The organism is Pseudomonas sp. GV047, assembly GCF_003058245.1.
In the GTDB taxonomy this organism is placed as follows: domain Bacteria; phylum Pseudomonadota; class Gammaproteobacteria; order Pseudomonadales; family Pseudomonadaceae; genus Aquipseudomonas; species Aquipseudomonas marginalis.
Genome location: NZ_QCWA01000001.1, coordinates 368,821 through 393,208, shown reverse-complemented (window position 1 = coordinate 393,208; position 24,388 = coordinate 368,821). Strand labels below are relative to the sequence as shown.

The following is a 24,388-nucleotide window of genomic DNA, read 5'->3' as shown; positions in this document are numbered from 1 at the left end:
CACATGAAGACTTAGAAGATGGCGTAGGTGTAGTTGAAGATCAGGCGGGTCTGGTCCTGGTCGGCGGTGCCGGTGTTTTTGCCGTGATAGGTGCCGGTACGCAAGGTGGTACCGAAGCCTTTCAGAGGACCGGCCTGCACCACGTAGTCCAGGCGGAAGTCGGTTTCGTTTTCTTTCTGGTCAGGGCCACCGGCGACCTTCGACTTGATATCCGTACCGTCCAGGTAGGCCACGGACGCTTTCAGGCCCGGCACGTAGGCCTTGAAATCATACGCGTACTGCCCGAAGTTGACCTGCTCGCCCGCCCGGGAGAACTGGCCCACCACTGCGTCGGTGAACAGGTAGAAGTCGCTGCCGCCGGCGCCTTGGGCGTGGGGATCGGCAAGGCTGCCCTGGTTGACCCAGACAAAACCACCATCGTCACCCACGCCAATGTGGCCGAGCATCAGGCTGCTGCCGCCCAGTTGGTAGGTGAACGCGGCACTGTAGGTTTTGTTGTCCACTTCGTTGGCGTGCTTGGCGTAGCCGCCGTTGTTGTTGAACTGGTAGCCACTCTCGCCATTCTTGCCGTCGCTGCTGCTGTCGAAGTAACGCAGGTCGGTCTTGAACGACTGGTCGTTGCCCAGGGGCAGCACGTGGACCAGGCCGACGTAGTTCTGTTTGTAGAAGTCCTGCAACTGGGCGTAGTAGTACTGCAACGTCAGGTTTTTTGCGATGGCGTTGTCGGACGAACCAAACGGCTTGTAGTCCACCCCACCGAACTTGAAGCTGTCGCTGTCGCGCGTACCGCCGGCCACGCTCAAGCCCGTGGAGTTGCTGGAGGCACGGCCTTCGGCGCGGTTCAGCTCGCCGCCGGTGAAGGTGACGTTGGGAATATCGTTGGAGGTGAGGATGCCGCCGTCAAAGGTTTGCGGCGCCACGCGGCTGTCGTTGGAGACCAGGATCGGCAACACCGGCGCCAGGCCACCACCGACATGCAACTCGGTCTGGGAAATGCGGAACTTCACGTTGCCGGCCGCGCGACCGAAGGAGTCGGCCGGCTCGGTGCCGTTGTTTTTGGTTGGGAAGAAGCTGTTGCCATTACCCGCCAGGCCCGGGCCCGCAGTGTGACCATCGCCACCGTCCAGGCGCAGGGCGCCGAAGGCCATCACGTCGAAACCCAGGCCAACGGTGCCTTGGGTGAAGCCGGATTTGTAGTCGAAACGCAGTGCGGTAGCAGCTTCGCGCAAGTCGTTATTGGTCCCCGAGCGGTTATCTGCGCTGTAGTACATGGTCCGCGAACTGACGGACGCATGGCTGTCTTCGAGAAAGCCGCTGTGGCCATTGCCCGTGCCCAGCGCGCCGAGCCCGAAGTCATCAGCGTAAGCCTGTTGTGCAAGAACGGCGGCGGTGATCGACAGCGCCAGTGTAGAAATTTTCATTAACTGCGGCCCCTGAATGTTTTTTTATCGTGTTTGGCGTGCAAACCCACTGTCGGCTCTGCAAACGTGACGATTCTTTCATGCCGGCCAGGGCGAACCTCGTGAAGCTTTCTTTAGAAAAGGGCCTGGAAAATGAAATTTCCCTGCCGCCGTTTTTTGTCATATTCACGTCATTTCATTCATTTGCAGAATGAAGTCCAGAGGATTCTTCGTTTGCACGCCCGCCCACAGCCCAACAAAATCCAGGTATCGGCCGCTCCCATCAGCATCGTGATCAGGAATTTTTCTATGCACAGCACCGCACATGTCAGCCCCGACGAGATCCGCAAGGGCTTTTCCAAGGCCATGTCCGACATGTACCGAGATGAAGTTCCGCTGTATGGCGCACTGATGGAGCTGGTCGCCGCCACCAACGCCCGCGTACTCGCCAGCGAACCGGACCTGGCGCAACAGCTGCAACGCACCGGTGAGATCCAGCGCCTGGACATGGAACGCCATGGCGCCATCCGTCTCGGCACCGCGGCGGAACTGGCGACCATCGGCCGCCTGTTCGCGGTGATGGGCATGCAGCCGGTGGGTTACTACGACCTGACCCCCGCCGGCGTGCCGGTGCATTCCACGGCGTTCCGCGCCGTGCACGAAAGCGCGCTGCAGACCAGCCCGTTTCGCGTGTTTACCTCGCTGCTACGCCTGGAGCTGATCGAAAACCCCGAGCTGCGCAGGTTTGCCGAAACCGCCCTGGCCAAGCGCTCGATCTTCACTCCCCGCGCCCTGGCGCTGATCGAGCAAGCGGAGAAGGACGGTGGCCTCAACCCTGCGGATGCCGATGAGTTTGTGCGCCAGGCCCTGGAAACCTTCCGCTGGCACCACACCGCGACCGTGACCGCCGCGCAGTACCAGCAACTCAGCGACCAGCACCGCCTGATCGCCGACGTGGTGGCCTTCAAGGGCCCGCACATCAACCACCTGACCCCGCGCACCCTGGACATCGACCAGGTCCAGGCCGCCATGCCCGGCAAGGGCATCACCCCCAAGGCCGTGATCGAAGGCCCGCCCCGCCGCCAGTGCCCGATCCTGCTGCGCCAGACCAGCTTCAAGGCCCTCGACGAACCCATCGCCTTCACCGATGCCCAGGGCAGCCACAGCGCGCGTTTCGGCGAAATCGAACAGCGTGGCGTGGCGCTGACGCCCAAGGGCCGCGCGCTGTACGACCAACTGCTGAATGCCGCGCGCGACGAACTGGGTGCCTTCCCCAACGAGGGCAACGCCGCGCGCTACATGCAGTTGATGGAGCAGCACTTCCAGGCCTTCCCGGATAACCACGGGCAGATGCGTGAGCAGGATCTGGCCTACTTCCGCTACTTCGCCACGGAGAAAGGCCTGGCGGCACGCGGCCAGGCCGATCAACCGCGCACACTGGAGGCACTGGTCGCCGCCGGCCATGTGGCTGTCGAACCCTTGGTGTATGAGGATTTCCTGCCGGTGAGTGCGGCGGGGATTTTCCAGTCGAACCTGGGGGATGGGGCGCAGAGTCACTACGCGGCCAATTCGAACCAGGCCGAATTCGAGAAGGCCCTGGGGCGCACGACTGTCGATGAATTGAAGGTGTATGGCGAGACGCAGCAGCGCTCCATAGATGAATGCACTCGGGCACTGCTGGTGTAGAAACGGAAAGTGCCCACCCGGCTCACCGGCGCAATCCTTGCGCCGCAACAGTCCCCAGAGCCGGGAGGGCGAGCGGGATCATAGGCAGGCGGCGCAGAGATGTCTTTCAGGCAATTCTGAAAAAATCTGCGCCCGCTATGGCAGGCGCAGTGTTGCGCTTAACCCAATCGCCCCACAATCTCGTCTTTGACCAACAGGCGTTTCTTCTTCAGCTTCTCCACCTCCTCATCGCTGGCCTTGGCCGATTCCGCCTTCAGCACCTCCCCATCGGCCGCATCGTATTGAGTGAACAGCGAGTCCAGGCGTTTGTCGTTCGCCCTGCGTTCGTGAACGGCTTCCTTGCTCAACCCCAAATCCTGATACAGGTCGTGTTTCACTGGCATGGCGTACCTCCGCAAGTTGATCAATGGCTTACCCCCTTGAAGCTAGCCCATTCCAGCCGGTCTTGTCATGTTCAGGGTCAATCCATCCCCGTTCGTCGCGGCGCGGGCAATGGGATCAAACCTTTGCCACACCCCGCCCTCCACTGTAAATCGCCACCCGAGGGAGAACGGTTTCATGACTCATGCTGCCACCGCTGTCGACACCCAATGCATCAACACCCTGCGCACCCTGGCCATGGACGCCGTGCAGAAGGCCAACTCCGGCCACCCCGGCACGCCCATGGGCCTGGCACCGGTGGGGTATACGCTGTGGAGCCGCTTCCTGCGTTACCACCCCGAGCATCCCGACTGGCCCAACCGTGACCGCTTTGTGTTGTCGGTGGGGCATGCGTCGATGCTGCTGTATTCGCTGCTGCACCTGGCCGGTGTGGTCGAGATCGATGCCCACGGCAAACGTTCGGGGCAACCGGCGATCAGCCTGGACGATATCAAGCAGTTCCGCCAGATGAGCTCCAAGACCCCCGGCCACCCCGAGTACCGCATGACCACCGGTGTGGAAACCACCACCGGGCCGCTGGGCCAGGGCTGCGCCAACAGCGTCGGCATGGCCATGGCCCAGCGCTGGCTGGGCAAGCGTTTCAACCGCGACGGCCAGGTGCTGTTCGACTACAACGTCTACACCCTGTGCGGCGACGGCGACATGATGGAGGGCATCAGCAGCGAAGCCGCGTCCATGGCCGGGCACCTGAAGCTGGATAACCTGTGCTGGATCTACGACAACAACACCATCAGCATTGAAGGCCACACCGAGCTGGCCTTCAGCGAAGACGTGATCAAGCGCTTCCAGGCCTATGGCTGGCACACCGTGCACGTCACCGATGCGAATGACTTGCAGGCCTTGAGCGAGGCGCTGAACACCTTCAAGGGCAACACCGGCGCGCCGACCCTGATCGTGGTCGACAGCGTGATCGGCTACGGTTCGCCACACAAACACAACACCGCCGCCGCCCATGGCGAGCCCTTGGGCGATGAAGAGATCCGCCTGACCAAGGCTGCGTATGGCTGGCCGCAGGATTCCAGCTTCCTGGTCCCCGACGAGGCCCGCACGGTGTTGCGTGACGCCCTGCTGGAGCGCAGCCAGCCGTTATATGACGCCTGGCAGCAGAGCCTGGCGCAGCTGCAGCAGCACGAGCCGCAACTGGCCGAAGAGCTGCGCCGCATGCGTGCCGGCGAAATGCCGGAGCATTGGCAGGATGACCTGCCCGGTTTCGACCCCGACGCCAAGGGCGTGGCCAGCCGTGCCGCCGGTGGCGAAGTACTGAATGCCTTTGCCCGGCAGATCCCGTGGCTGCTCGGCGGCTCGGCGGACCTGTCGCCCTCGACCAAGACCAACCTCACCTTCGACGGTGCCGGGCGTTTCAGCGCCGACGACTACAGCGGGCGCAACCTGCACTTCGGCATCCGCGAACACGCCATGGGCGCGATTGCCAACGGCATGGCGTTGTCCTACCTGCGGCCGTACACCTCGACATTCCTGGTGTTCAGCGACTACATGAAGCCGCCGATCCGCCTGGCCGCGATCATGGAGCTGCCGGTGGTGTTCGTGTTTACCCATGACTCGATTGGCGTGGGCGAAGATGGGCCGACCCACCAGCCCATCGAACACCTGACCCAACTGCGCGCCACGCCGGGGTTGCTGACCCTGCGCCCCGGCGACGCGAATGAAACCCTGGAAGTGTGGAAGGTCGCGCTGGCGCAGACCCACCGGCCAAGTTGCGTGATACTGTCCCGCCAGCCACTGCCGACGCTGGATCGTACGAAATACGCGGCGGCATCGGGGGCGGCCAAGGGCGCCTATGTACTGGCGAGGGCGGATGATCCTCAGGTGATTCTGCTGGCGAGCGGCAGTGAAGTCAGCCTGGCGGTGGCTGCGTATGAGCAGTTGAAAAGCGCAGGGATTGCCGCGCAGGTGGTTTCAATGCCCAGCTGGGAACTGTTCGAAGACCAGGACCAGGCCTACCGCGACAGCGTGTTGCCGCCGGCAGTGAAGGCCCGGGTAGTGGTGGAACAGGCCGGGCCACTGGGCTGGGACCGCTATGTCGGCCAGACCGGCGCCAAGGTGGTGATGAACAGCTTCGGCGCGTCGGCGCCGTTGGCGAAGTTGCAGGAGCAGTTCGGGTTTACGGTTGAGAATGTGGTGAAGCAGGCCAGGGCACAGATCAACCTGACCTAAAGCTGAGCAAAATGTGGGAGGGGGCTTGCCCCCGATGGCGGTGGCTCAGTCAAATTATTAGCGACTGACACTCCCTCATCGGGAGCAAGCCCCCTCCCACATTTGGACAACATCGCTAGTCAGAGCAGCTCTCGGGCCAGGAATGGCGCGGTGCGGCTGGTTTTGTTTTTGGCCACCTTCTGCGGCGTCCCACTGGCAACCACCTTGCCGCCCAGGTCCCCGGCTCCCGGTCCGATGTCGATCACCCAGTCACTCTGGGCCACCACGCGCATTTCATGTTCCACCACGACCACCGTATGCCCCCCATCCACCAGTTGATTGAGCTGACTGAGCAGGCGGTCGACATCCCGTGGATGCAGCCCGGTGGTGGGTTCGTCCAGCACATACAACGTCGCGCCACGGGCATTGCGTTGCAGCTCGGTGGCCAGTTTGATGCGTTGCGCTTCGCCGCCGGACAGTTCCGTCGCCGGCTGCCCAAGGCGCAGGTAACCCAGGCCGATATCCCGCAGCACGTGCAGTGAACGCAGTATCCCAGGTTGTTCGGCGAACACCTCCACCGCTTGTTCCACGGTCAGCCCCAGCACCTGGGCGATGCTCAGGCCTTGCCATTTGACGGCCAGGGTTTCAGGGTTGTAGCGCGCGCCGTGGCAGGTCGGGCACGGTGCGTAGACGCTGGGCATGAACAGCAATTCGACGCTGACAAAGCCCTCGCCTTCGCAGTTCGGGCAACGGCCCTTGGCGACGTTGAAGGAGAACTGCCCGGCGTCGTAATCGCGCTTCTTCGCCGCTGGCGTGGCGGCGAACAACTTGCGCACGTTGTCGAACAAACCGGTGTAGGTCGCCAGGTTGGAACGCGGGGTGCGGCCGATGGGTTTCTGGTCCACCTGCACCAGGCGGCGGATGTGCTCCAGGCCGGCACTGATGCGCCCGCCGCTGATTTGCGGGGCGTCGTCTTCCAGGCTCGGCTCTTCGTCGTTTTCCACCCGGCTGCCGAGGCCGCTGCCCACCAGTTCCAGCAGCGCCTGGCTGACCAGGCTGGACTTGCCCGAGCCGGAAATACCGGTGACCGCCGTAAAGCAGCCCAACGGGACATCCACGCTCAGGTCCTTGAGGTTATTGCGCGTCACGCCTTCCAGGCTCAGCCAGCCGCTGGGTTCACGGCGCGCCGGGTTCCCAGGGCGCTTGTCGGCGAACAGATAGGCCCGGGTCTGCGACGCCTCAACGTCCGCCAGACCGGCCGGTGGCCCGCTGTACAGCACGTGCCCGCCATGCTCGCCGGCGGCCGGGCCCACATCGATCAACCAGTCGGCGCGGCGCATGGTTTCCAGGTCATGTTCCACCACAAACAACGAATTGCCCGCCGCTTTCAAACGTTCGAGCGCGGAGAACAACGCTTCGCCATCCGCCGGGTGCAGGCCTGCCGAAGGTTCATCCAGCACATAGATCACCCCGAACAATTGCGAACCCAATTGCGTGGCCAAGCGCAGGCGCTGCAACTCCCCGGACGACAGGGTCGGCGTGCTGCGCTCCAGGGACAGATAGCCCAACCCCAATTCGATCAAGGTACTGACCCGCTCCAGCAGATCCTCGGCAATACGCTGGGCCGCCAGGCGTTTTTCCACCGACAGCTTCATCTTGTCCTGCCCCGCCGCCACCGGCCGCAACAACGCGGCCAATTGCGTCAATGACAGTTGCGACAACTCGCCAATGTCCACCCCGGCAAACTTCACCGACAGCGCCGCCCGGGTCAGCCGCTTGCCCTCGCACAACGGGCAGGCGCTGCCCTGCATGAACTGCGACACGCGCTTCTTCATCAGCGCGCTTTGGGTGTGGGTGAAGGTGTGCAAAATGTAGCGCCGCGCGCCGCTGAACGTGCCCTGGTAGCTTGGCTCCAGCTTGCGTTTCAGTGCATCGCGGGTTTGCGCCGGGGTGAAACCGGCATACACCGGTACGGTGGGGGTTTCTTCGGTGAACAGGATCCAGTCGCGCTGCTTTTTCGGCAGGTCGCGCCAGGGAACATCCACGTCATAGCCCAGGGTCACGAGAATGTCGCGCAGGTTCTGGCCCTGCCACGCCAGGGGCCAGGACGCCACCGCGCGCTGGCGGATGGTCAGGGACGGATCGGGCACCATCAGCGCCTCGGTCACTTCATACACACGGCCCAGGCCATGGCATTGCGGGCACGCGCCCTGGGGCAGGTTCGGCGAAAAGTCCTCGGCATACAGCATCGCCTGTCCCGGCGGGTAGCTGCCGGCACGCGAATACAGCATGCGGATCAGGCTCGAGAGGGTGGTCACACTGCCCACTGAGGAACGCGCACTCGGCGTGCCGCGCTGCTGCTGCAACGCCACGGCGGGCGGCAGACCTTCGATGCTGTCGACATCCGGCACGCCGACCTGATCGATCAGGCGCCGTGCATAGGGCGCCACCGATTCGAAATAGCGGCGCTGGGCCTCGGCATACACCGTGGAAAACGCCAGGGACGATTTGCCCGAGCCGGAGACGCCGGTAAACACCACCAGGGCATCCCGGGGAATGTCCACGTCGACGTTCTTCAGGTTGTGTTCGCGGGCGCCGCGCACCTTTACGAATCCAAGGTGCTGGGCAGTGATCGGAGGCATGTTGCGCTGTGACGTCATGAACAACCTTGTCTGGCGGTGAGCACGCTGCGCAGCCGTTGCGTCAGGGCCTCGGGGCTGTAGGGTTTGCTCAGCAAATGAATATCAGCGCTGAGCAGGTGATTGCTGGAGAGGATGTCGCGGGTGTGCCCCGAGGTGAACAGCACCGCCACCGGCGGCGTCTGGACGCGGGCCCACTCGGCCAGGTCGGTGCTTTTGATACGGCCGGGCATCACCACATCGGTGAAGATCAGGTCGGGCCGCACGCCGTCCTGCAAGGCTTGCATCGCGCGGTCGCCGTCTTCGGCGGTCAACACCGTGTAGCCTGCCTGTTCGAGCAGGTCCACCACGGTCACCCGCACATCCTCGTTGTCCTCCACCACCAGGATGGTCTCCTGGCCCATGTCGTGGGACACGGGTTCTGGGTGAGTCTCCTGGACTTCTTCGCCCAGGCTGCGCGGAAAGTACATTTGCACCACGGTGCCCTTGCCCTCCTCGCTCCACACGTCCACATGCCCACCGCTTTGGCGGACAAAACCAAACACCATGCTCAAGCCAAGGCCGGTACCGTGGCCATCGCGCTTGGTGGTGAAAAACGGCTCGAACACCCGCGACAGGATCGCCGCCGGCATGCCCACGCCAATGTCGGTGACGGCCAGGCGCACATACTCGCCTGGCTTGATGCTTTTGCCGCGGCAATCCTTGGGGTTGAGGATGATGTTTTCGCCGGTGATGCGAATCACGCCTTCGCCTTTCATGGCGTCGCGGGCGTTGATCGCCAGGTTGAGCAGCGCATTTTCCAACTGGTTGCGATCGACGTTGATGCACCAGGAATCCTGGGGCAGCTGCACGTCGATATGAATGGTTTCACCCAAGGCACGTTGCAGCAGTTCGCCCAGCCCGGCATAGATGCGCTGCGGGTTGTACACGGCCGGTGACAACGGTTGGCGCCGGGCAAAGGCCAGCAGCTGCGAGGACAGTTTGGCGCCCCGCTCCACCGCGGCAATGGCCGCCGTGACCCGCCGCTGCACCTGGGCATTCTCCGGTTCATGGCGAGCCAGCAGGTGCAGGTTGCCGGCGATCACTTGCAACAGGTTATTGAAGTCATGGGCCACGCCACCGGTCAGGCCACCAATGGCTTCGAGCTTTTGCGACTGGCGCAGTTGGTCTTCGGCGGCGGAACGCGCCTGGACTTCGGCGGCCACCCGTTGCTCCAGGTTATGGGTCAGTTCCTGGCGCACGCGTTCGGAATGCACATGGGCGGTGGTCTCCACCACAATCGCCAGCACGCCGGCCGGTTGCTGGTTATCCCCGGCGACGGGGCTGTAATAGAGATCCAGCCACACCGTTTCCGGCTGGCCGTTGCGCAGCAGTACCAGGTCTTTGTTGTTGAACGACAAGGTGCCGCCGGCCAGGCAGGTGTCCACCACATGGCGGTTGAAGTCGGCGACTTCCGGCCAGCCCAGCTCCACCGGCGTGCCGAGCAAATAAGGATGGCGGCCACCGGCAAACACCGAATAGCTGTCGTTGTAGATCATGTACCCCGCCGGCCCCCAGAGCATCACCATGGGCACGGGGGATGCCAGCATCATCTGCACGGTACAGGCGAGGCTGGTGGACCAGCGATCAAGGGGTCCCAGGTCGGTGGTTGACCAGTCAAATGCGCGAATGCGCTGGGCCATTTCGCCGGCCCAACCTTCACAGCCGTGGGGGTCGGATAAGAATTGCATCGTTCGGCTCTGCGCAGAGAAAGGACGGTCGCAAAATTTGGAGCGTATCAAGGGGCGATGGTTTCATTTTCTATAAATTAGGGGCTAATCACCGCCAGCGCTACCCGCCTCAGTGAAAATCCCGGCTGCGCACCGTGATGCCGTCCAGCAGCGGCGTCAGGTCGGTCAGGCGCCCGGCGATCAGGTGCCGCACCTCGCCCACCGCCTCCCAACGCCCGTCCACCTTGAGCAACCGCGCCCCCACCAGGGCCTGGCGCTGGTGTTCGGCCAGGTCGCGCCAGACCACCACGTTGAGGTTGCCGAATTCATCTTCGAGGGTGACAAAGGTCACGCCACTGGCCGTGCCGGGGCGCTGGCGACCGGTGACCAGCCCGGCGACGCTGACAGTGCGCCCATGCTCCACCGCCTGCAGTTCATTCGAGCTGCGGCAACGCCGTTTACGCAGCTCGGCGCGCAGCAGCGCCAATGGGTGCGGGCCAAGGGTGGTGCCAAGCAGGGCGTAGTCGGCGTGCAGATCCTCACCCACCGTCGGTTTCGGCAGTTCCACTCGCGCCTCATCGGGGCTGGGCAGGCCGGCGAACAAGCCAAGCTGCTTATGCACCCCTGCCACGGCCCAGCGCGCCGTATGCCGGTTGCCGGCCAGGGCACGCAAGGCCCCGGCATCCGCCAACAATGCCTGGGTGCGCGCATCCAGCCCGGCGCGGGCGTCCAGATCGGCAATATCCCTGAACGCCCGGCGCTGACGTGCGGCTTCGATACGCCGCCCATCCTCTTCGCGAAACCCCGAGATCATGCGCAACCCCATGCGAATCGCCGGCTGCTGGCCATCGATGGGCTCCAGGCTGCAGTCCCAGTCGCTGGCCTGCACATCCACCGGGCGGATCTGCAAGCGATGGCGCCGCGCATCCTGCAGGATCTGGTCCGGGCTGTAGAACCCCATGGGCCAGCTGTTGATCAACGCACAGGCGAAGGCCGCCGGTTCATGGCACTTGAGCCAGCAACTGGCGTAGGTCAGCAAGGCAAAACTGGCGGCGTGGGACTCGGGGAAACCATAGCTGCCGAAGCCCTTGATCTGTTCGAAGATCTGCGCGGCAAAAGCCTCGGTGTAGCCGTTTTTCAACATGCCGGTGCGCAGGCGTGCTTGATGCGGCTCCAGGCCACCGTGGCGTTTCCAGGCGGCCATGGAACGGCGCAACTGGTCGGCCTCGCCGGGGCTGTAGTCGGCGGCGACCATGGCGATCTGCATCACCTGTTCCTGGAACAGCGGGATGCCCAGGGTGCGCGCCAACACGGTTTCCAACTCCGGCGACGGGTAAGTCGTGGGTTCTTCCTTGTTCCGTCGGCGCAGGTACGGATGCACCATGCCACCCTGGATCGGCCCGGGGCGCACAATGGCCACCTCGATCACCAGGTCGTAGAATGTTTGCGGCCGCAACCTGGGCAACATCGACATCTGCGCCCGCGACTCGATCTGGAACACGCCAATGGTGTCGGCCTTGCTGATCATCGCGTAGGTGGCCTGGTCTTCCTGGGGGATCGTCGCTAGCGACAGGTCACGGCCACGATGGCGGCGCAGCAGATCGAAACAGCGACGGATCGCGCTGAGCATGCCCAGGGCGAGAATATCCACCTTGAGCAGGCCGACCGCATCGAGGTCATCCTTGTCCCACTGGATGATGGTGCGCTCGGCCATGGCGGCGTTTTCCACCGGCACCAGGGTATCCAGCGGGTATTCGGAAATCACGAAGCCCCCGGGGTGCTGGGACAGGTGCCGGGGAAAACCGATCAACTGTTGGGTGAGCGTCAGCACACGGCGCAGGATCGGGCTGTCCGGGTCGAAGCCGCCTTCGCGCAGGCGTTCCAGGGGCGGCGCATCGTCACTCCAGCGCCCGCAGCATTCGGCCAGCGCGTTGATCTGGTCCGGCGGCAAGCCGAGGGCCTTGGCCACATCGCGCACTGCGCCGGCGGCGTGGTAACTGCTGACCACCGCCGTCAGCGCCGCGCGGGTACGGCCATAGCGCTGGAACACGTACTGCAGCACTTCTTCGCGACGTTCGTGCTCGAAGTCGACGTCGATGTCCGGCGGCTCGTTGCGCTCCTCTGACAGGAAGCGCTCGAACAACGTACTCGTCAGGCTCGGGTCGATCTCGGTGATGCCCAGGGCAAAACACACCGCCGAGTTGGCTGCCGAACCCCGGCCCTGGCACAGGATCGACCGGCTGCGGGCGAAGCGCACGATGTCGTGCACCGTGAGGAAGTAGCTTTCGTAACCCAGTTTGCTGATCAGTGTCAGCTCGTGATGGATCTGCTGCAACGTCTTGGCGTCGACCCCGTGGGGCCAGCGCCGGGCGATGCCTTCATCGGTGACGGCGCGCAACCAGGATTCGGCATCATGGCCCTCGGGCACCAGCTCGCGCGGGTAGTGATAGCGCAACTGGCCAAGATCGAAGTGGCAGCGCTGGGCGATGGCCAGGGTTTCGTCGAGCAGCGCCTGCGGGTACAGCGTGGCCAGGGCGTCGAGGCTGCGCAGATGCCGCTCGCCATTGGGGTGCAGGCGCGTGCCGGCGTCGGCCACCGGCACGTGATGACGGATCGCGGTCATGGTGTCTTGCAGGGCGCGGCGGCCACGGGCATGCATATGCACATCGCCGCAGGCCACCGCCGGAATCTGCAGGCTGGCGGCCAGGTGCAGGCGTTGCTCCAGATGCCGCGCATCGTCCTGGCCGCAGTGCAGGTGCACCGCCAGCCACAGGCGTTCGGCGAAGGTATGGCGCAGCCAGTGGGTCGAGGCCTGGGTGTCGCTGTCTTCGGCGACCCACAGCGCCAGCAGGCCGGGCAACGGCTGCTCGAAGTCTTCCAGCAGCAGGCGGTAGCGACCTTTTTCAGCCCGGCGTCGGGCCACGGTGATCAAGCGGCACAGGTGCTGGTAGCCGCTGAGGTCCTGTACCAGCAGCACCAGTTTCGGGCCGTTTTCGATGCGCACTTCGCTGCCGATAATCAGCGGCAAGCCCACCGCCTTCGCCGCCTGCCAGGCCCGCACGATGCCCGATAAGGTGCATTCATCGGTGATCGCCAGGGCGCTGTAGCCCTGGCGCTTGGCCCGCTCGAACAACTCCAGGGCGCTGGAGGCACCGCGTTGGAAGCTGAAGTTGGACAGGCAGTGCAGCTCGGCATAACTCATGCGAACCAGCCCTGCAGCCACAGCCCATCGCTTTGCCCCACGCAGCGATAGGCCCAGCCTTGCTGGCCGGCGCGGGTCTGGATCAGGTAGTAGTCGCGGCGAATATCAGCACCGTCCCACCAGCCGGATTCGATGCGCTCCGGGCCCATGAGGATCTGCACGCCCTGCTCGGCCAGCAAGGTCGGTTCGTCAAGCAACCAGCCGGGACGCCGCACCTTGCCCAAGGTGGCGCACGGGCTTTTATCCGCCGCCATTTGCCAGGCGCATTCGGGGCGATGGTCGGCATGGAAGCGCAGGCCTTGCACCGCCTCATCCCCCAGGCGTGCACGCAGGCGTTCGCGCAATTGTTCCCACGGCAGGGTCTGTTGCGGGCGATCGTCGAACAGGTCCTGGCGTTGCGGCACGAACACCGGCAGGTCCTGGGCCACCAGGCGAAAACCACGCACCGGCGAGGTGACTTGCACGTGCTCCAGGCGCCCACGGGCCAGTTCGAACAGCATCGCCGGCTCACGCTCGGCGCTCAGCAGGCCGACCTTGATCACACTGTCCGGTGCATCGGCATGTTCCAGGTGCAGGTCGAAACGCTGCACGCCACTGTCCCGGCCGCAGAGGAACGCCGAGAGGTCGCCGGTCAGACGGCGCAGGGGGAATAACAAGGCCTGGTGGGATTGCACATCGAAATTCAGCTCGATGCGCACATCGAACTGGTCCGGCGGCTGATAGAACGCCAGGGCCAACGGCCGTTGTCCGGTCAAGGCATCGAGGTGCTTGAGCAGGCTGGCGTCAAAGCGCCGCGCCAGGGTGTGCCGGGGCAACGCCTGCACCTGGGCCAGGGTACGCAGGCCCATGCGCGACAACGCGGTGGCCGCTTGCGGGTCGAGGCCGGCGCGGTCGATGGGCAGTGGCGCCAGGGCCTGGAGCAACGCATCCTCATCGGCCACGGCCAGGCCATCGTAGAGATTGGCCAGCACCCGCGCCGCCGCCGGGTTGGGGGCGGCGACGATACGGTGACGAAAGCCCAGCTCGCTCAGTTCCTGGCGCAGGCGTGCCTCGAACCGAGGCCAGGGCCCGAACAGGCCCAGGCTCGATTCGATCTCGAACAGCAAGGCACGCGGGTAATACACACTGACCTGGGAGCTGAAGCGGTAGGCCCAGGCGGCGAGGAACTGCTGCCAGCGCTCGATCTCCACGGGGTCGTATTCGGCACAGGCAAAGGTCTTGGAAAGGGCATGGGCGGCCGTCAGCGATTGCCCCGGGCGCAGGCCCAATGCGCGGGCGGCGTCATTGACGGTTTGCAGCACGCGCCGCTGCGGCGTGCCGGCCAGCAGCGCCAGGGGTTGGTCGGGCTCGGGGTGCAGGCGCTGCACCCCGTCCAGCGCCAATTGCGGGAAGACAATACACACCCAGCGCATGGCAACCTCAGTGCCCCGCCAGTGCAATCGGCGCCGGATGAGCCAAGCCACCCCGGCACTTGAGCACCCGCACCCGGGCAGGTTTGGCCTCGACGGCCAGGCGCAGGGCGGCGGGCGAAGGGTTGATCGCTTCACTCAAGGCGCGCCAGGCAAACGCCAGGGTCTGCCCGGTTTCCGCAGCCACCTGCAAGCGACGCAAGGCGCGGTCATCCGCCTTGTGCGGCCAGCACAGCACCGCGCCGCAACTGCCGGAGCGCAGGCATTGTTCCACCGCCCACAGCACATCGCGCGCCTCGGCCTGGACCACCGACAGCTGGCGCAAATCCACCCCGGCGTTCTGCCACGCGTGGGGGTACGGGGTGTAGGGCGGCGCCACCAGCACAATGCGCTCCCCCGCCGCCGATAATCGCGCCAGGGTCGGCAGCACCAGTTGCAGTTCGCCGATACCGTCCCTGGCCATCAGGATTTCGCTCAAGGCCGACTCCGGCCAGCCGCCCGTGGGCAGCACCGCATCCAGCGCCGCCAGCCCCGTAGGCTGCACGCTGGCCGGAGGCGCGACAGGCCGGCCTTTCCAGACGCGGCCGCCATTGAACAGCGTATCCAGTGCAACCACGGCGCCCATCAGCCTTGCCTCACCAGGCCGCAGAACACCCCTTCGATGGCCAGGTCCTGGTCGGGGCCGACCACGATAGGTTCGTATGCGGGGTTACGCGGCAGCAGACGCACACGCTCGCCACTGCGCTCGAAACGCTTGATGGTGACTTCACCGTCCAGGCGCGCCACCACAATCTGCCCGTTCACCGCTTCGGCACTGCGGCGCACGCCCACCAGATCGCCGTCGAGGATGCCGTCCTCGATCATCGAGTCGCCTTGCACCCGCAACAGATAATCCGGGGTTTTCGCGAAAGTGGCGGGGTCGAGTTGCAGGCGGCTGTGCACGTCGGCATCCGCGCCGATGGGCCGGCCGGCCGCCACTCGGCCGAGCACAGGGACATCCAGCCACTCCGGGCGCGGGGGCTGGTTGAGCAAACGAATGCCGCGCGCCTGGTTGGGGTTGACCTCGATGAAACCGGCTTCGGCCAGGGCCACGACGTGCTTGCGTGCGACGCTGCGGGAGGCAAAGCCGAACGCCTCGGCGATCTCGGCGAGGCTGGGGGGTTGGCCTTGCTGCGCGATACGGTCGCGGATGAAGGTCAGGATGGCGGTGCGGCGGGGGGTCAGGGTCGTCATGGAGTACATTTGTACTCCTCTGGGAAATTTCTTACAAGAGCCGGTAGTCGGGGTTGGGGGGTATGCAGATCAAACCGGGGGAGGCCCAGAAGCCGCCAAGCTCATCCCCCTCCCGCCATATGCTGCGCAATCCTGCCCCTCAACCACCGCTCCGCCGGGTCATTGTCATGCACCCCACTCCACACCATCGACAACTCCGCCGCGTCGATCGCAAACGGCGGATCCTCTGCCCGCAGCGCCGTGCCCTCGGTCAACGCACACGCCGCATAGTCGGGCACCGTGGCAATAATCTGCGTACCGGCCAGCAGCGCCCGCAAGCCACTGAACTGCGGTACCGCCAGCACCACCCGCCGGGCACGGCCGATACGGGCCAGGTCCAGGTCGATGTTGCCGCTCAAGTCCCCCGAGAACGACACCATCGCATGGGGCCGTGCGCAATAGTCGTCGAGGGTCAGCGGTTCGACGCCGTCATCCCCGCGCAGCACCTTGCAGGGAATGTCCCGCAGTTTCCTGCGCTTGGCATTCGCCGGCAGTTCAGTGGTGTAGCTCACGCCCACCGAGATCTCGCCACTGGCCAGTAACGCGGACATCAGCAGGTAATTGGCGCGGCGTACCACCACGATAATGCCCGGGGCTTCTTCGCGCAGTTGGCTGAGCAGCGGCGGGAACAGGCCGAACTCGGCGTCGTCGGACAGGCCGATGCGGAACACCGCACAGCTGGTGGAAGGGTCGAAATCCTTGGCGCGGCTGACTGCGCCTGAAATGGTGTCCATGGCCGGTTGCAGCTCCTTGAGTATCGCCACGGCGCGTGGCGTGGGCTCCATGCCCCGGCCGTTGCGCAGCAACAACGGGTCGTCGAACAAATCTCGCAGCCGGCCCAATGCCGCACTCACCGCCGGTTGGCCCATGAAGAGCTTTTCGGCGACCCGGGTCAGGTTCTTCTCGAACATCAGCGCTTCGAAAATCACCAACAGGTTCATGTCGACGCGGCGCAGGTCATTGCGGTTCATGGCGGTATCCAAACGGTTAGCAGGCTCCCAGCTAAGCAGACAGGACACTGCCTGGATTGCATGCCTGTGCTGTCTTTTCCGCGACCGAACCTGGCGAAATTAACAACGATTAACTCGCCAGCCAGCCGGCGGGGCGCCAAAAATGAGCCGGTCTACACTGCATCCATTCACCGGGAACGCTCCCATCGACTGCGGATATCCGTCATGGCCCGACCTGCGTATTGTGCTCCTCGCTTATCCGCCACCGGCGGCCTGTGCCCCCGGCGCGAACGAATCGCCAAGCAATTGATCCTCGCCAACCTCGGTGAAAGCCTGGCGATTGCCGACCTGGCCCAGGCCTGCGCCCTGTCGCGCAGCCATTTTTCCCGCGCGTTCAAGTGCACCACCGGGCTGTCGCCCCAGGAATGGATACGCCAGCAACGCATCCAGCGGGCCAAGGAGTTGATCACCGGTTCCTCCTTGAGCCTCACGCAAATCAGCCTGGAGTGCGGCTTTTGCGACCAGGCGCATTTCTGCCATATGTTCACGCGCAGCGAGGGCGTCAACCCGATGACCTGGCGAAATCACCAACTGCGTCACAAGCCTCGGGAGATCGCTGCCTAGTGGTCGGCACGCACCTGGAATATGCTGGCCGCTTACTTTTCCCAGAGCATGGCCACCCATGAGTGACCCACGCGACCAGGCCGTGCATTTCGGTCCTTACCGTGTCCACCCGCGCCAGCGCCTGGTGCTGGAGGCTGGTCGCCCATTGCGCTTGGGACGGCGGGCCGTGGACATCCTGCTGATCCTGCTGGAGCAGGCCGGCACAGTGGTGAGCAAGCAGGAACTGATCGCCCGGGTCTGGCCCAAGAGCGTGGTGGAAGACGGCAACCTGCGGGTGCACATGGCGGCGCTGCGCAAGGCCCTGGGCGATGGCCAGGCCGGGCAGCGCTATATCGTTACGGTGGCCCAGCGCGGCTACAGTTTTGTGGCGCCACTGAGCATCGAGCCGATGAGCCTACCGACCGAAGGCGCCCCCCAACGCCCGAGCCACAACCTGCCGCTGCGACGCACGCGCATGCTTGGCCGCCAGGCCCTGATCGACAGCCTGGTACAGCAGCTGCCCGAGAAACGCTTTATCACCCTGACCGGCGCCGGCGGCATCGGCAAGACCACCGTTGCCTTGCGCGTGGCGGAATTGTTGATCGGACATTACCGCGACGGTATTCGCCTGCTGGACCTGGCGCCCCTCAGCGCGCCGTCGATGATCCTGCCCAATCTCGCCGCGCTCCTCGACCTCACCCACACCGAGCATGAACCGTTGCCCGTGTTTGCGCGCCGCCTGCAGGAGCACCAGTTGCTGCTGGTGATCGACAACTGCGAACACCTGCTGGACGACATCGCGCTGATCAGCGAGGCCCTGCTGCGCCACGCGCCCCAATTGCACATCCTCGCCACCAGCCGCGAGGCCTTGCGCGCCGAGGGCGAGTCGGTGCAGCGCCTGGAACCCCTGGCCTGCCCGCCCGCCACCGGTAACCGCGCCCAGGCCCTGGGTTATCCGGCCCTGCAACTGCTGATCGAGCGGGCCATGTCCCATCAGGACAGCTTCGAACTGAGCGAAGCCGAACTGCCCCTGGCCATTGATATCTGCCAACGCCTGGACGGCATCCCCCTGGCAATCGAGTTGGTGGCCGCGCAGATCGAGCGCTTCGGCTTGCCCGGCCTGCTGGTGCAGATGGAAGACAACTTCCGCCTGCTCACCCGTGGCCGACGCAGCGCCCTGCCCCGCCATCAAACCCTGCGTGCCACCCTGGACTGGAGCTTCGAATTGCTCACCGGCTGCGAGCAAATCTGCCTGCGTCGCCTGGCGGTGTTCCGAGGTGGTTTCAGCCTGGCCAGTGCGGCGGCGGTGATCGCCGGGCAACAGGTTGCACCGGCCGAGGTGCTGGGTTCGATCACCCAGCTGGTGGCGAAATCCCTGCTCACGGTGGAAGCCGGGGATGACGAGGTGGTCTACCGCCTGCTGGACATCACCCGCACCTATGCCCTGGAAAAACTCAGCGTCGCCAATGAACTCGACGCCACCCGTGAACACCACGCCAAGCGCTGCCTGGTGCTGATGAACCAGGCGCAGGACGATTGGGAACAGACCGCCACCCAAACCTGGATCGACCGCTATGCGCCGCTGCGCGAAGACATTCGTGCCGCCCTCGACTGGGGCCTGGGCGACCAGGGCGTGCACCTGCTGGGTATTCGTCTCACCGTCAGCGCCATGCCGTTGTGGCAGGAGCTGTCGCTGCTGCGCGAACACGGACTGTACGTGGGCAAGGCCCTGGCGCGGCTGGGGCAATCGAGCACGCCGAGCCCGCACTTGAACATGGCCTTGCAGTTGGCCTTCGGCAGTTTTTCCTACCACACCCAGGGCGGTACGCCGCAGACCATCGAAGCCTTTGCCCATGCACGGCGCCTGGCCGAAGCCGACAGCAACCTGGTTGGCCAACTGCGCGCGGTGTCGGGGCAAATGGCGGTCAGCCTGTGTGGCGGCAACTACCGCGAGGCCCTGGAACAAAGCCTGCATTTCGACCGGTTGGGGCCGCAGGCCGAACCGTTGCTGGCCCTCAGCGCCCAACGCCTGAGGGTGCTGGCGCAGCACTTCGCCGGCAATCAGGTACTGGCGCAGCAGAATGCCGAACAGGTGATCCAGCGCATGGCCCAGAGCGGCCATCTCAACCGGTTTACCCACGGCTTTGGCGTGCAGTACGACCAGAGCGTGGCCTCGTTGACCATCCTCGCGCGCATCCTGTGGCTGCGCGGTTTTCCCGAACGTGCGTGGCGCACCGCCAGCCAGGCGCTGGAGCTGGCGTTGCAGATCAACCACGGCACGTCGATTTGCTACACCCTGGCCCTGGCCGGGGTGGTCATCGCCCACTGCAACGGCGACACCCTCGCGGCCCGCGACCGCTTGGACCTCCTCCTGCAACAGGCGCAAAAGCATTCGGTGCAGTTGTTCCACACCTGGGCGCAATGCTACGAAGGCACGGCGCAGATCGCCGATATGCAGGGATTGGGGCTGGTCGCAGACATCCTGGTGACCTTCAACGCCCGTGCAGTGGATGAGGCCTTGTTCGAACGCGCCCGGAGCGGTGCCGCCGGCTGGTGCAGCCCGGAAATCCTGCGCGTGCGCGCCGAGGCCATGCCCGATCCCCAAGGGGCTGAGGCGCTGCTGCTCGAAGCCCTGGAGTTGGCACACCAGCAAGGCGCGCTGGCCTGGGAGCTGCGCTGTGCGGACTCCTTGGCGCGGCTGTGGCAACAGCAGGGTCGTGTGCAGGCCGCCCGCGACCTGCTGGGTTCGGTCTACGCGCGATTCAGCGAAGGTTTCGCCACCCAGGACCTAGTCCGCGTACGCCGCCTGCTCGACGAGTTGCAGGACAAACGGCCGGCCTGAGAACGCTCCCAGGTAATGCCCATAGCCCTGCTGCAAACGCGCCACCTGCTGCGGGTTGCGCAGGAGTGCCAGGCCATAGCTGCGCGTGCTGTTGAGCAGACGATAGCGCGGATAACCCGGACCGGGTTCGAGGCTCAGCAGCGAGGTGCCGACCAGCCGCCCGAGCAGGTACGACAAATCGGCGTGTTCCAGCTCGGTGCCGGCCACCAGCTTACCCAGGGTGGGCAAGGTCACGGCCATCTTGAACAGGCTCAGTTGCAGGAACAGCCAGCGCTCCGGCAGGCTCAGGCGCTCGTAGGTCCAGTCCAGGGCGGCGGTCAGGGATTGGTGGCGCTCCACCGCTGTGCGGCGGCCCCGGGTCAGTACCTGCAATCCACTGTGCAACTGCGCCTGTAGACCGCGCACGCCCAGCGCATCCACTTGGGCCGCCGCCAGTTCAAGGGCCAGGGGAATACCGTCGAGGCGCCGGCAGATGTCCCGCAACGGCGCCAGGTCCTGTCGGCGCAACACAAAGCCCTGTTGGCCGGCACACGCCCGGGCGACGAACAGTTGCACGGCGGGGAACGCCATCGCCTGTTCAACACTGCCCAGCGCAGACGGCGCCGGCACGCCCAGCGGGGGCACGCGCAGCACCCATTCGCCTGGGGCCTGCAACGCTTCGCGACTGCTGACCAGCACGCTGACCTGGGGCGCATTTTCGCGCAGCGCCCGTAAAAGATGTCGACAGGCACCGAGCAGCAGGTCGGCGCCGTCGAGTACCAGCAGCAATTGCCGGGAGACCAGTTGGCGGCACAACTGCGTGACACTGCCGCCGGGTTCCAGGTGCAGGATCGTGGCCAGGTGGCGCAGCATCATCAGCGGCGCCTCCACCGTGGCCAGGTCGACCCACCACACACCGTCGCGGTAGCGCGGCAACACGCGCTCGGCCAGGGCCAGGGCCAAGGTGCTCTTGCCCACGCCGGCGCACCCGGTGAGGGTCATCAGGCGCTGCCCGGACACCCGCCGCACCAGCACGCCCAGCAGTTCATCGCGACCGATCAGCGGGCTGAGCCGGGGGGCAAGGTTATGCCGGGGCAGCAGCGCGGCAGCCGCGACCCGCACGGGGGCGGCGAAGCAGTAACCGCGCTGGGGGTCGTTGATAATCAAGCGTTGCCCGTCAAGGGCACGGCGCAGTGCGGCGATGTGCACCCGCAGGTTGTTCTCTTCCACCACGCTGCACGGCCAGACCCGCTCGATCAGGGTGGCCTTGCTGATAAATTGCCCTGGCGACTCCAGCAGCACCGCCAGAATATCCAAAGCCCGCCCGCCCAACGGCACCGGCCAACCCGCCTTGCTCACCAGCCGCTGCTGCCGATGAAAGGCATAGTCACCGAAGCGCACCGTGCTATCCGCGTCAATCGCCTGAGGCATATTCATGTCTGCAATCGCGCTGAAACGCCCGATCTTGGGCTTCCGCGCATCCTTTTCCATGGGCTCGACCTTATCTTGCCAGCTACCTGTAACAGGGCAATGCTGGCACAGGGAGCGATACGGACAATCGGGTGCGCGAGACGGACATCCTGTCGTTAACTGAACTGCTGGCGATATTGGGTCGGGTTGAGGCCGAGTTTTTCACTGAATAGAAAGCGCATGTGCCGCACGCTGCCGAAGCCTGCGTGGAACGCCACGGTCTTGAGCGGCAGGTCGGTGGTTTCCAGCAGTTGCCGGGCGCGGTCGATGCGCGCGCCCTGCAGGAAGGCCATGGGCGTCATCTGCACGTCCTTGGCGAACAGCCGGGCAAAGTGGCGCGGGCTCATGCCGGCCAGTTCGGCCATGGACTCGATGGTGAAGGGCTGGTCCAGATGGGCGAGCACATGGTTCTGCACCCGGGTGATCGCGGTTTCCTGGGGCGCCACGGACGCGGTCATCGGGCTGAACTGGGCCTGGCCGCCCTGGCGCTTCATCACCACCAGCAGCACCTTGGCCACATCCACCGCCACTTGCTTGCCATGGTCCTGGGCGACGATCGACAGCGCCAGGTCGATACCGGCGGTGACCCCGCCCGAGGTAATCAACCGCCCGTCCTGCAGGTAGATGCGATCCGTCTCGACGATGGCCTTGGGGAAGGCCTTGATCAGGCGCTCGGTGTAGTGCCAGTGGGTGGTCACGCGGCGTTCGTCGAGCAGCCCGGCGTGGCCCAGCACAAAGGCGCCGGTGCAGATCGAGCCGAAGCGCCGCGCCCGTGGCGCCGCCGCCTTGAGCCAGGGCAGCAGCGCCGGATGGCATTCGTTATAGGCACCCGGGCCGCCGGGCACCAGCAGCAGGTCATAAGCCGCCTGGGCCTGGTCCAGCAGCAGGTCGGACTGGACCAGCACCCCATTGGAGGCGCGCAACGGACCGGGCTCGGTACCCAGGGTGAGGATCTGGTAATGCTCGGCCGCCGGCAGGTAGCGGTTGGCAATGGAAAACACTTCGAGCGGCCCGGCCATGTCAAGCAGGAGGAAGTCCGGGAACAGCGCCATGGCCACGGTTTTCATACGGGAAGCATCCATCGAGGGGAAGAAAGCGAAAGGCATTATGGCATGGCTTTTACTGTCAATCTCAAGGAGACAGTTATTCAAATTTCAGCTTCTTAATGAATTTTCAGGTTGCCAGTAACCTTCTTCTCAACGCAAGCGCCCTGCATCTCGCAGCCCGCGCTCACTTGAGGACAAGACCATGCTGACCCTTCGCAAAGCTTCCGAACGCGGCGCCGCCAATCACGGTTGGTTGAAGTCGTTCCACACCTTCTCGTTCGCCAACTATTGGAACCCCGATGAACAGGGTTTTTCCGACCTGCTGGTGATCAACGACGACCGCGTCGCGGCCGGCAAAGGCTTCGGCCAACACCCGCACCGCGACATGGAGATTTTCTCCTATGTGCTTGAAGGCGCCCTGGAACACAAGGACACCCTGGGCACCGGCTCGGTGATTCGCCCCGGCGATGTGCAACTGATGAGCGCCGGCAGCGGCGTGGCCCACAGCGAGTTCAACCACAGCCAGACCCGTGGCGTGCACTTCCTGCAAATCTGGATCGTACCCGCCGTGGCCGGCGCCGAGCCGCGCTATCAACAGGAGCACTTCAGCGCAGCGCAGAAACAAGGGCGCCTGCAACTGATCATCTCGCCGGACGGCAGCGACGGCTCCCTGACCGTGCGCCAGGACGCCCGGGTGTACGCCGGACTGTTCAACGGCGACGAAGCCGCGACCCTCGACCTGCCGCCGGATCGTCACGTGTACATCCATGTGGCTCGGGGCAGCGTGGACATCAACGGCCAGCGCTTGCAGGAAGGCGACGGTGCCCGAGTGCGCGATGAGCGGCAAATCCGCCTGAGCCAGGGCCAGGATGCCGAGGTGCTGGTGTTCGACCTGCGCCCCCAGGAACGGCCACAGATGCCGTGACCGGCTCGGCGTTGGCCCTTTGAAACGGGCCATCGCTGGCATCGATAGTCACCATCATCCCAATGAAGTTCTCTTAAAAAATGCAACGCGTAACATCAAACCCATACCAGGCAACACCCAACTAAAACACTCGGAGCACACCCTCATGAAACGCCAAATCTTGCTTAGCCTCGCTTTCTCGGTACTCGCTGCAAACGCATTTGCCCACCCTGTTGTTGCTGAAGGCGGCGCGGCTCGCCTGATCGAAAGCCGTGTTGCTGAAGGTGGCTCGGATCGCCTGCTGGAACGTCGTGTTGCCGAAGGTGGCTCGGATCGCCTGCTGGAACGTCGTGTTGCCGAAGGTGGCTCGGATCGCTTGCTGGAACGTCGTGTTGCCGAAGGTGGTGCTGATCGCTTGCAGCAACGCGGTATTGTTGAAGGTGGCGCTGATCGCCTGCAAGGCAACCGCGTCGCCGAAGATGGCGCCGACCGCCTGCAAGGCAACCGCGTCGCCGAAGATGGTGCCGATCGCCTGCAAGGCAACCGCGTTGCCGAAGGTGGCGCTGATCGCTTGCAGGAACGTGGCCTGGCCGAAGGCGGTGCCGATCGTTTGCAGCAACGCGGTATTGTTGAAGGCGGTGCCGATCGCCTGCTGGACAACCACGCTTAATCCCGCACTGTT

17 protein-coding genes are annotated in these 24,388 nt (G+C 64.7%); 6 read left to right on the top strand and 11 right to left on the bottom strand.

The window, feature by feature from the left end:
- Positions 1–11 precede the first annotated feature (11 nt).
- Positions 12–1,421 (bottom strand): OprD family outer membrane porin, encoded by a 1,410-nt coding sequence (locus C8K58_RS01935; RefSeq protein ID WP_065941962.1) that lies wholly within the window; start codon positions 1,419–1,421, stop codon positions 12–14.
- A gap of 288 nt (positions 1,422–1,709) precedes the next feature.
- On the opposite strand from C8K58_RS01935, the gene C8K58_RS01930 reads away from it, so the two are divergent.
- On the top strand, positions 1,710–3,086 hold the full coding sequence (locus C8K58_RS01930) for a VOC family protein (RefSeq protein WP_108572832.1): 1,377 nt from the start codon (positions 1,710–1,712) through the stop codon (positions 3,084–3,086).
- A gap of 158 nt (positions 3,087–3,244) precedes the next feature.
- Here C8K58_RS01930 and C8K58_RS01925 read toward each other — a convergent pair whose 3' ends face one another.
- Positions 3,245–3,469 carry a DUF465 domain-containing protein gene (locus C8K58_RS01925; RefSeq protein ID WP_027608652.1) on the bottom strand — a complete coding sequence of 75 codons (225 nt, stop codon included), beginning with the start codon at positions 3,467–3,469 and terminating at the stop codon, positions 3,245–3,247.
- 175 nt (positions 3,470–3,644) lie between these two features.
- On the opposite strand from C8K58_RS01925, the gene tkt reads away from it, so the two are divergent.
- Positions 3,645–5,702 carry a transketolase gene (tkt, locus tag C8K58_RS01920; protein WP_108572830.1) on the top strand — a complete coding sequence of 686 codons (2,058 nt, stop codon included), beginning with the start codon at positions 3,645–3,647 and terminating at the stop codon, positions 5,700–5,702.
- Between the two features lie 119 nt (positions 5,703–5,821).
- Here the strand turns inward: tkt and uvrA are convergent, their stop codons facing one another.
- The 7 genes from uvrA to C8K58_RS01885 form a co-directional block, all read right to left on the bottom strand.
- Positions 5,822–8,341 (bottom strand): excinuclease ABC subunit UvrA, encoded by a 2,520-nt coding sequence (gene uvrA / locus C8K58_RS01915; protein WP_108572828.1) that lies wholly within the window; start codon positions 8,339–8,341, stop codon positions 5,822–5,824.
- Complete coding sequence (locus tag C8K58_RS01910) at positions 8,338–10,050, bottom strand: ATP-binding protein (RefSeq protein ID WP_027608655.1); 1,713 nt, start codon at positions 10,048–10,050, stop codon at positions 8,338–8,340. The genes uvrA and C8K58_RS01910 overlap by 4 nt, the downstream gene beginning before the upstream one ends.
- 109 nt (positions 10,051–10,159) lie before the next feature.
- Positions 10,160–13,252 (bottom strand): error-prone DNA polymerase, encoded by a 3,093-nt coding sequence (locus C8K58_RS01905; RefSeq protein ID WP_218279001.1) that lies wholly within the window; start codon positions 13,250–13,252, stop codon positions 10,160–10,162.
- The gene (locus tag C8K58_RS01900) at positions 13,228–14,643 is read right to left on the bottom strand and encodes a DNA polymerase Y family protein (RefSeq protein ID WP_108572824.1); all 1,416 of its coding nucleotides are present in this window, start codon (positions 14,641–14,643) and stop codon (positions 13,228–13,230) included. The genes C8K58_RS01905 and C8K58_RS01900 overlap by 25 nt, the downstream gene beginning before the upstream one ends.
- 7 nt (positions 14,644–14,650) lie before the next feature.
- Positions 14,651–15,265: a translesion DNA synthesis-associated protein ImuA gene (imuA, locus tag C8K58_RS01895; protein ID WP_027608658.1), complete on the bottom strand. Its 615-nt coding sequence runs from the start codon at positions 15,263–15,265 to the stop codon at positions 14,651–14,653.
- Positions 15,265–15,882 carry a transcriptional repressor LexA gene (lexA, locus tag C8K58_RS01890; RefSeq protein WP_027608659.1) on the bottom strand — a complete coding sequence of 206 codons (618 nt, stop codon included), beginning with the start codon at positions 15,880–15,882 and terminating at the stop codon, positions 15,265–15,267. Before lexA ends, imuA begins: the two co-directional genes overlap by 1 nt.
- Positions 15,883–15,974: 92 nt before the next feature.
- Entirely contained in the window at positions 15,975–16,883 is a 909-nt protein-coding gene (locus C8K58_RS01885; protein ID WP_027608660.1) for a LysR family transcriptional regulator, read from the bottom strand.
- A 204-nt stretch (positions 16,884–17,087) separates the two neighbouring features.
- Here C8K58_RS01885 and C8K58_RS01880 point away from each other — a divergent pair, with 204 nt between their 5' ends.
- Both C8K58_RS01880 and C8K58_RS01875 read left to right on the top strand, forming a co-directional pair.
- Positions 17,088–17,486, top strand: a complete 399-nt coding sequence (locus tag C8K58_RS01880; RefSeq protein WP_027608661.1) for a helix-turn-helix domain-containing protein — start codon at positions 17,088–17,090, stop codon at positions 17,484–17,486.
- Positions 17,487–17,544: 58 nt separating this feature from the next.
- A complete protein-coding gene (locus tag C8K58_RS01875) occupies positions 17,545–20,307 on the top strand; it encodes a winged helix-turn-helix domain-containing protein (RefSeq protein WP_108572822.1) in 2,763 nt (920 codons plus the stop codon).
- Here C8K58_RS01875 and C8K58_RS01870 read toward each other — a convergent pair.
- Together C8K58_RS01870 and C8K58_RS01865 are read right to left on the bottom strand one after the other, a co-directional pair.
- Positions 20,254–21,777 carry a winged helix-turn-helix domain-containing protein gene (locus tag C8K58_RS01870; protein ID WP_108572820.1) on the bottom strand — a complete coding sequence of 508 codons (1,524 nt, stop codon included), beginning with the start codon at positions 21,775–21,777 and terminating at the stop codon, positions 20,254–20,256. The genes C8K58_RS01875 and C8K58_RS01870 overlap by 54 nt on opposite strands.
- A 95-nt stretch (positions 21,778–21,872) precedes the next feature.
- Complete coding sequence (locus tag C8K58_RS01865) at positions 21,873–22,823, bottom strand: GlxA family transcriptional regulator (protein ID WP_027608664.1); 951 nt, start codon at positions 22,821–22,823, stop codon at positions 21,873–21,875.
- Positions 22,824–23,004: 181 nt separating this feature from the next.
- Here C8K58_RS01865 and C8K58_RS01860 point away from each other — a divergent pair, with 181 nt between their 5' ends.
- A complete protein-coding gene (locus C8K58_RS01860; RefSeq protein ID WP_027608665.1) occupies positions 23,005–23,727 on the top strand; it encodes a pirin family protein in 723 nt (240 codons plus the stop codon).
- Positions 23,728–23,872: 145 nt separating this feature from the next.
- Complete coding sequence (locus C8K58_RS01855; protein WP_108572818.1) at positions 23,873–24,376, top strand: phage infection protein; 504 nt, start codon at positions 23,873–23,875, stop codon at positions 24,374–24,376.
- Positions 24,377–24,388: the final 12 nt, after the last annotated feature.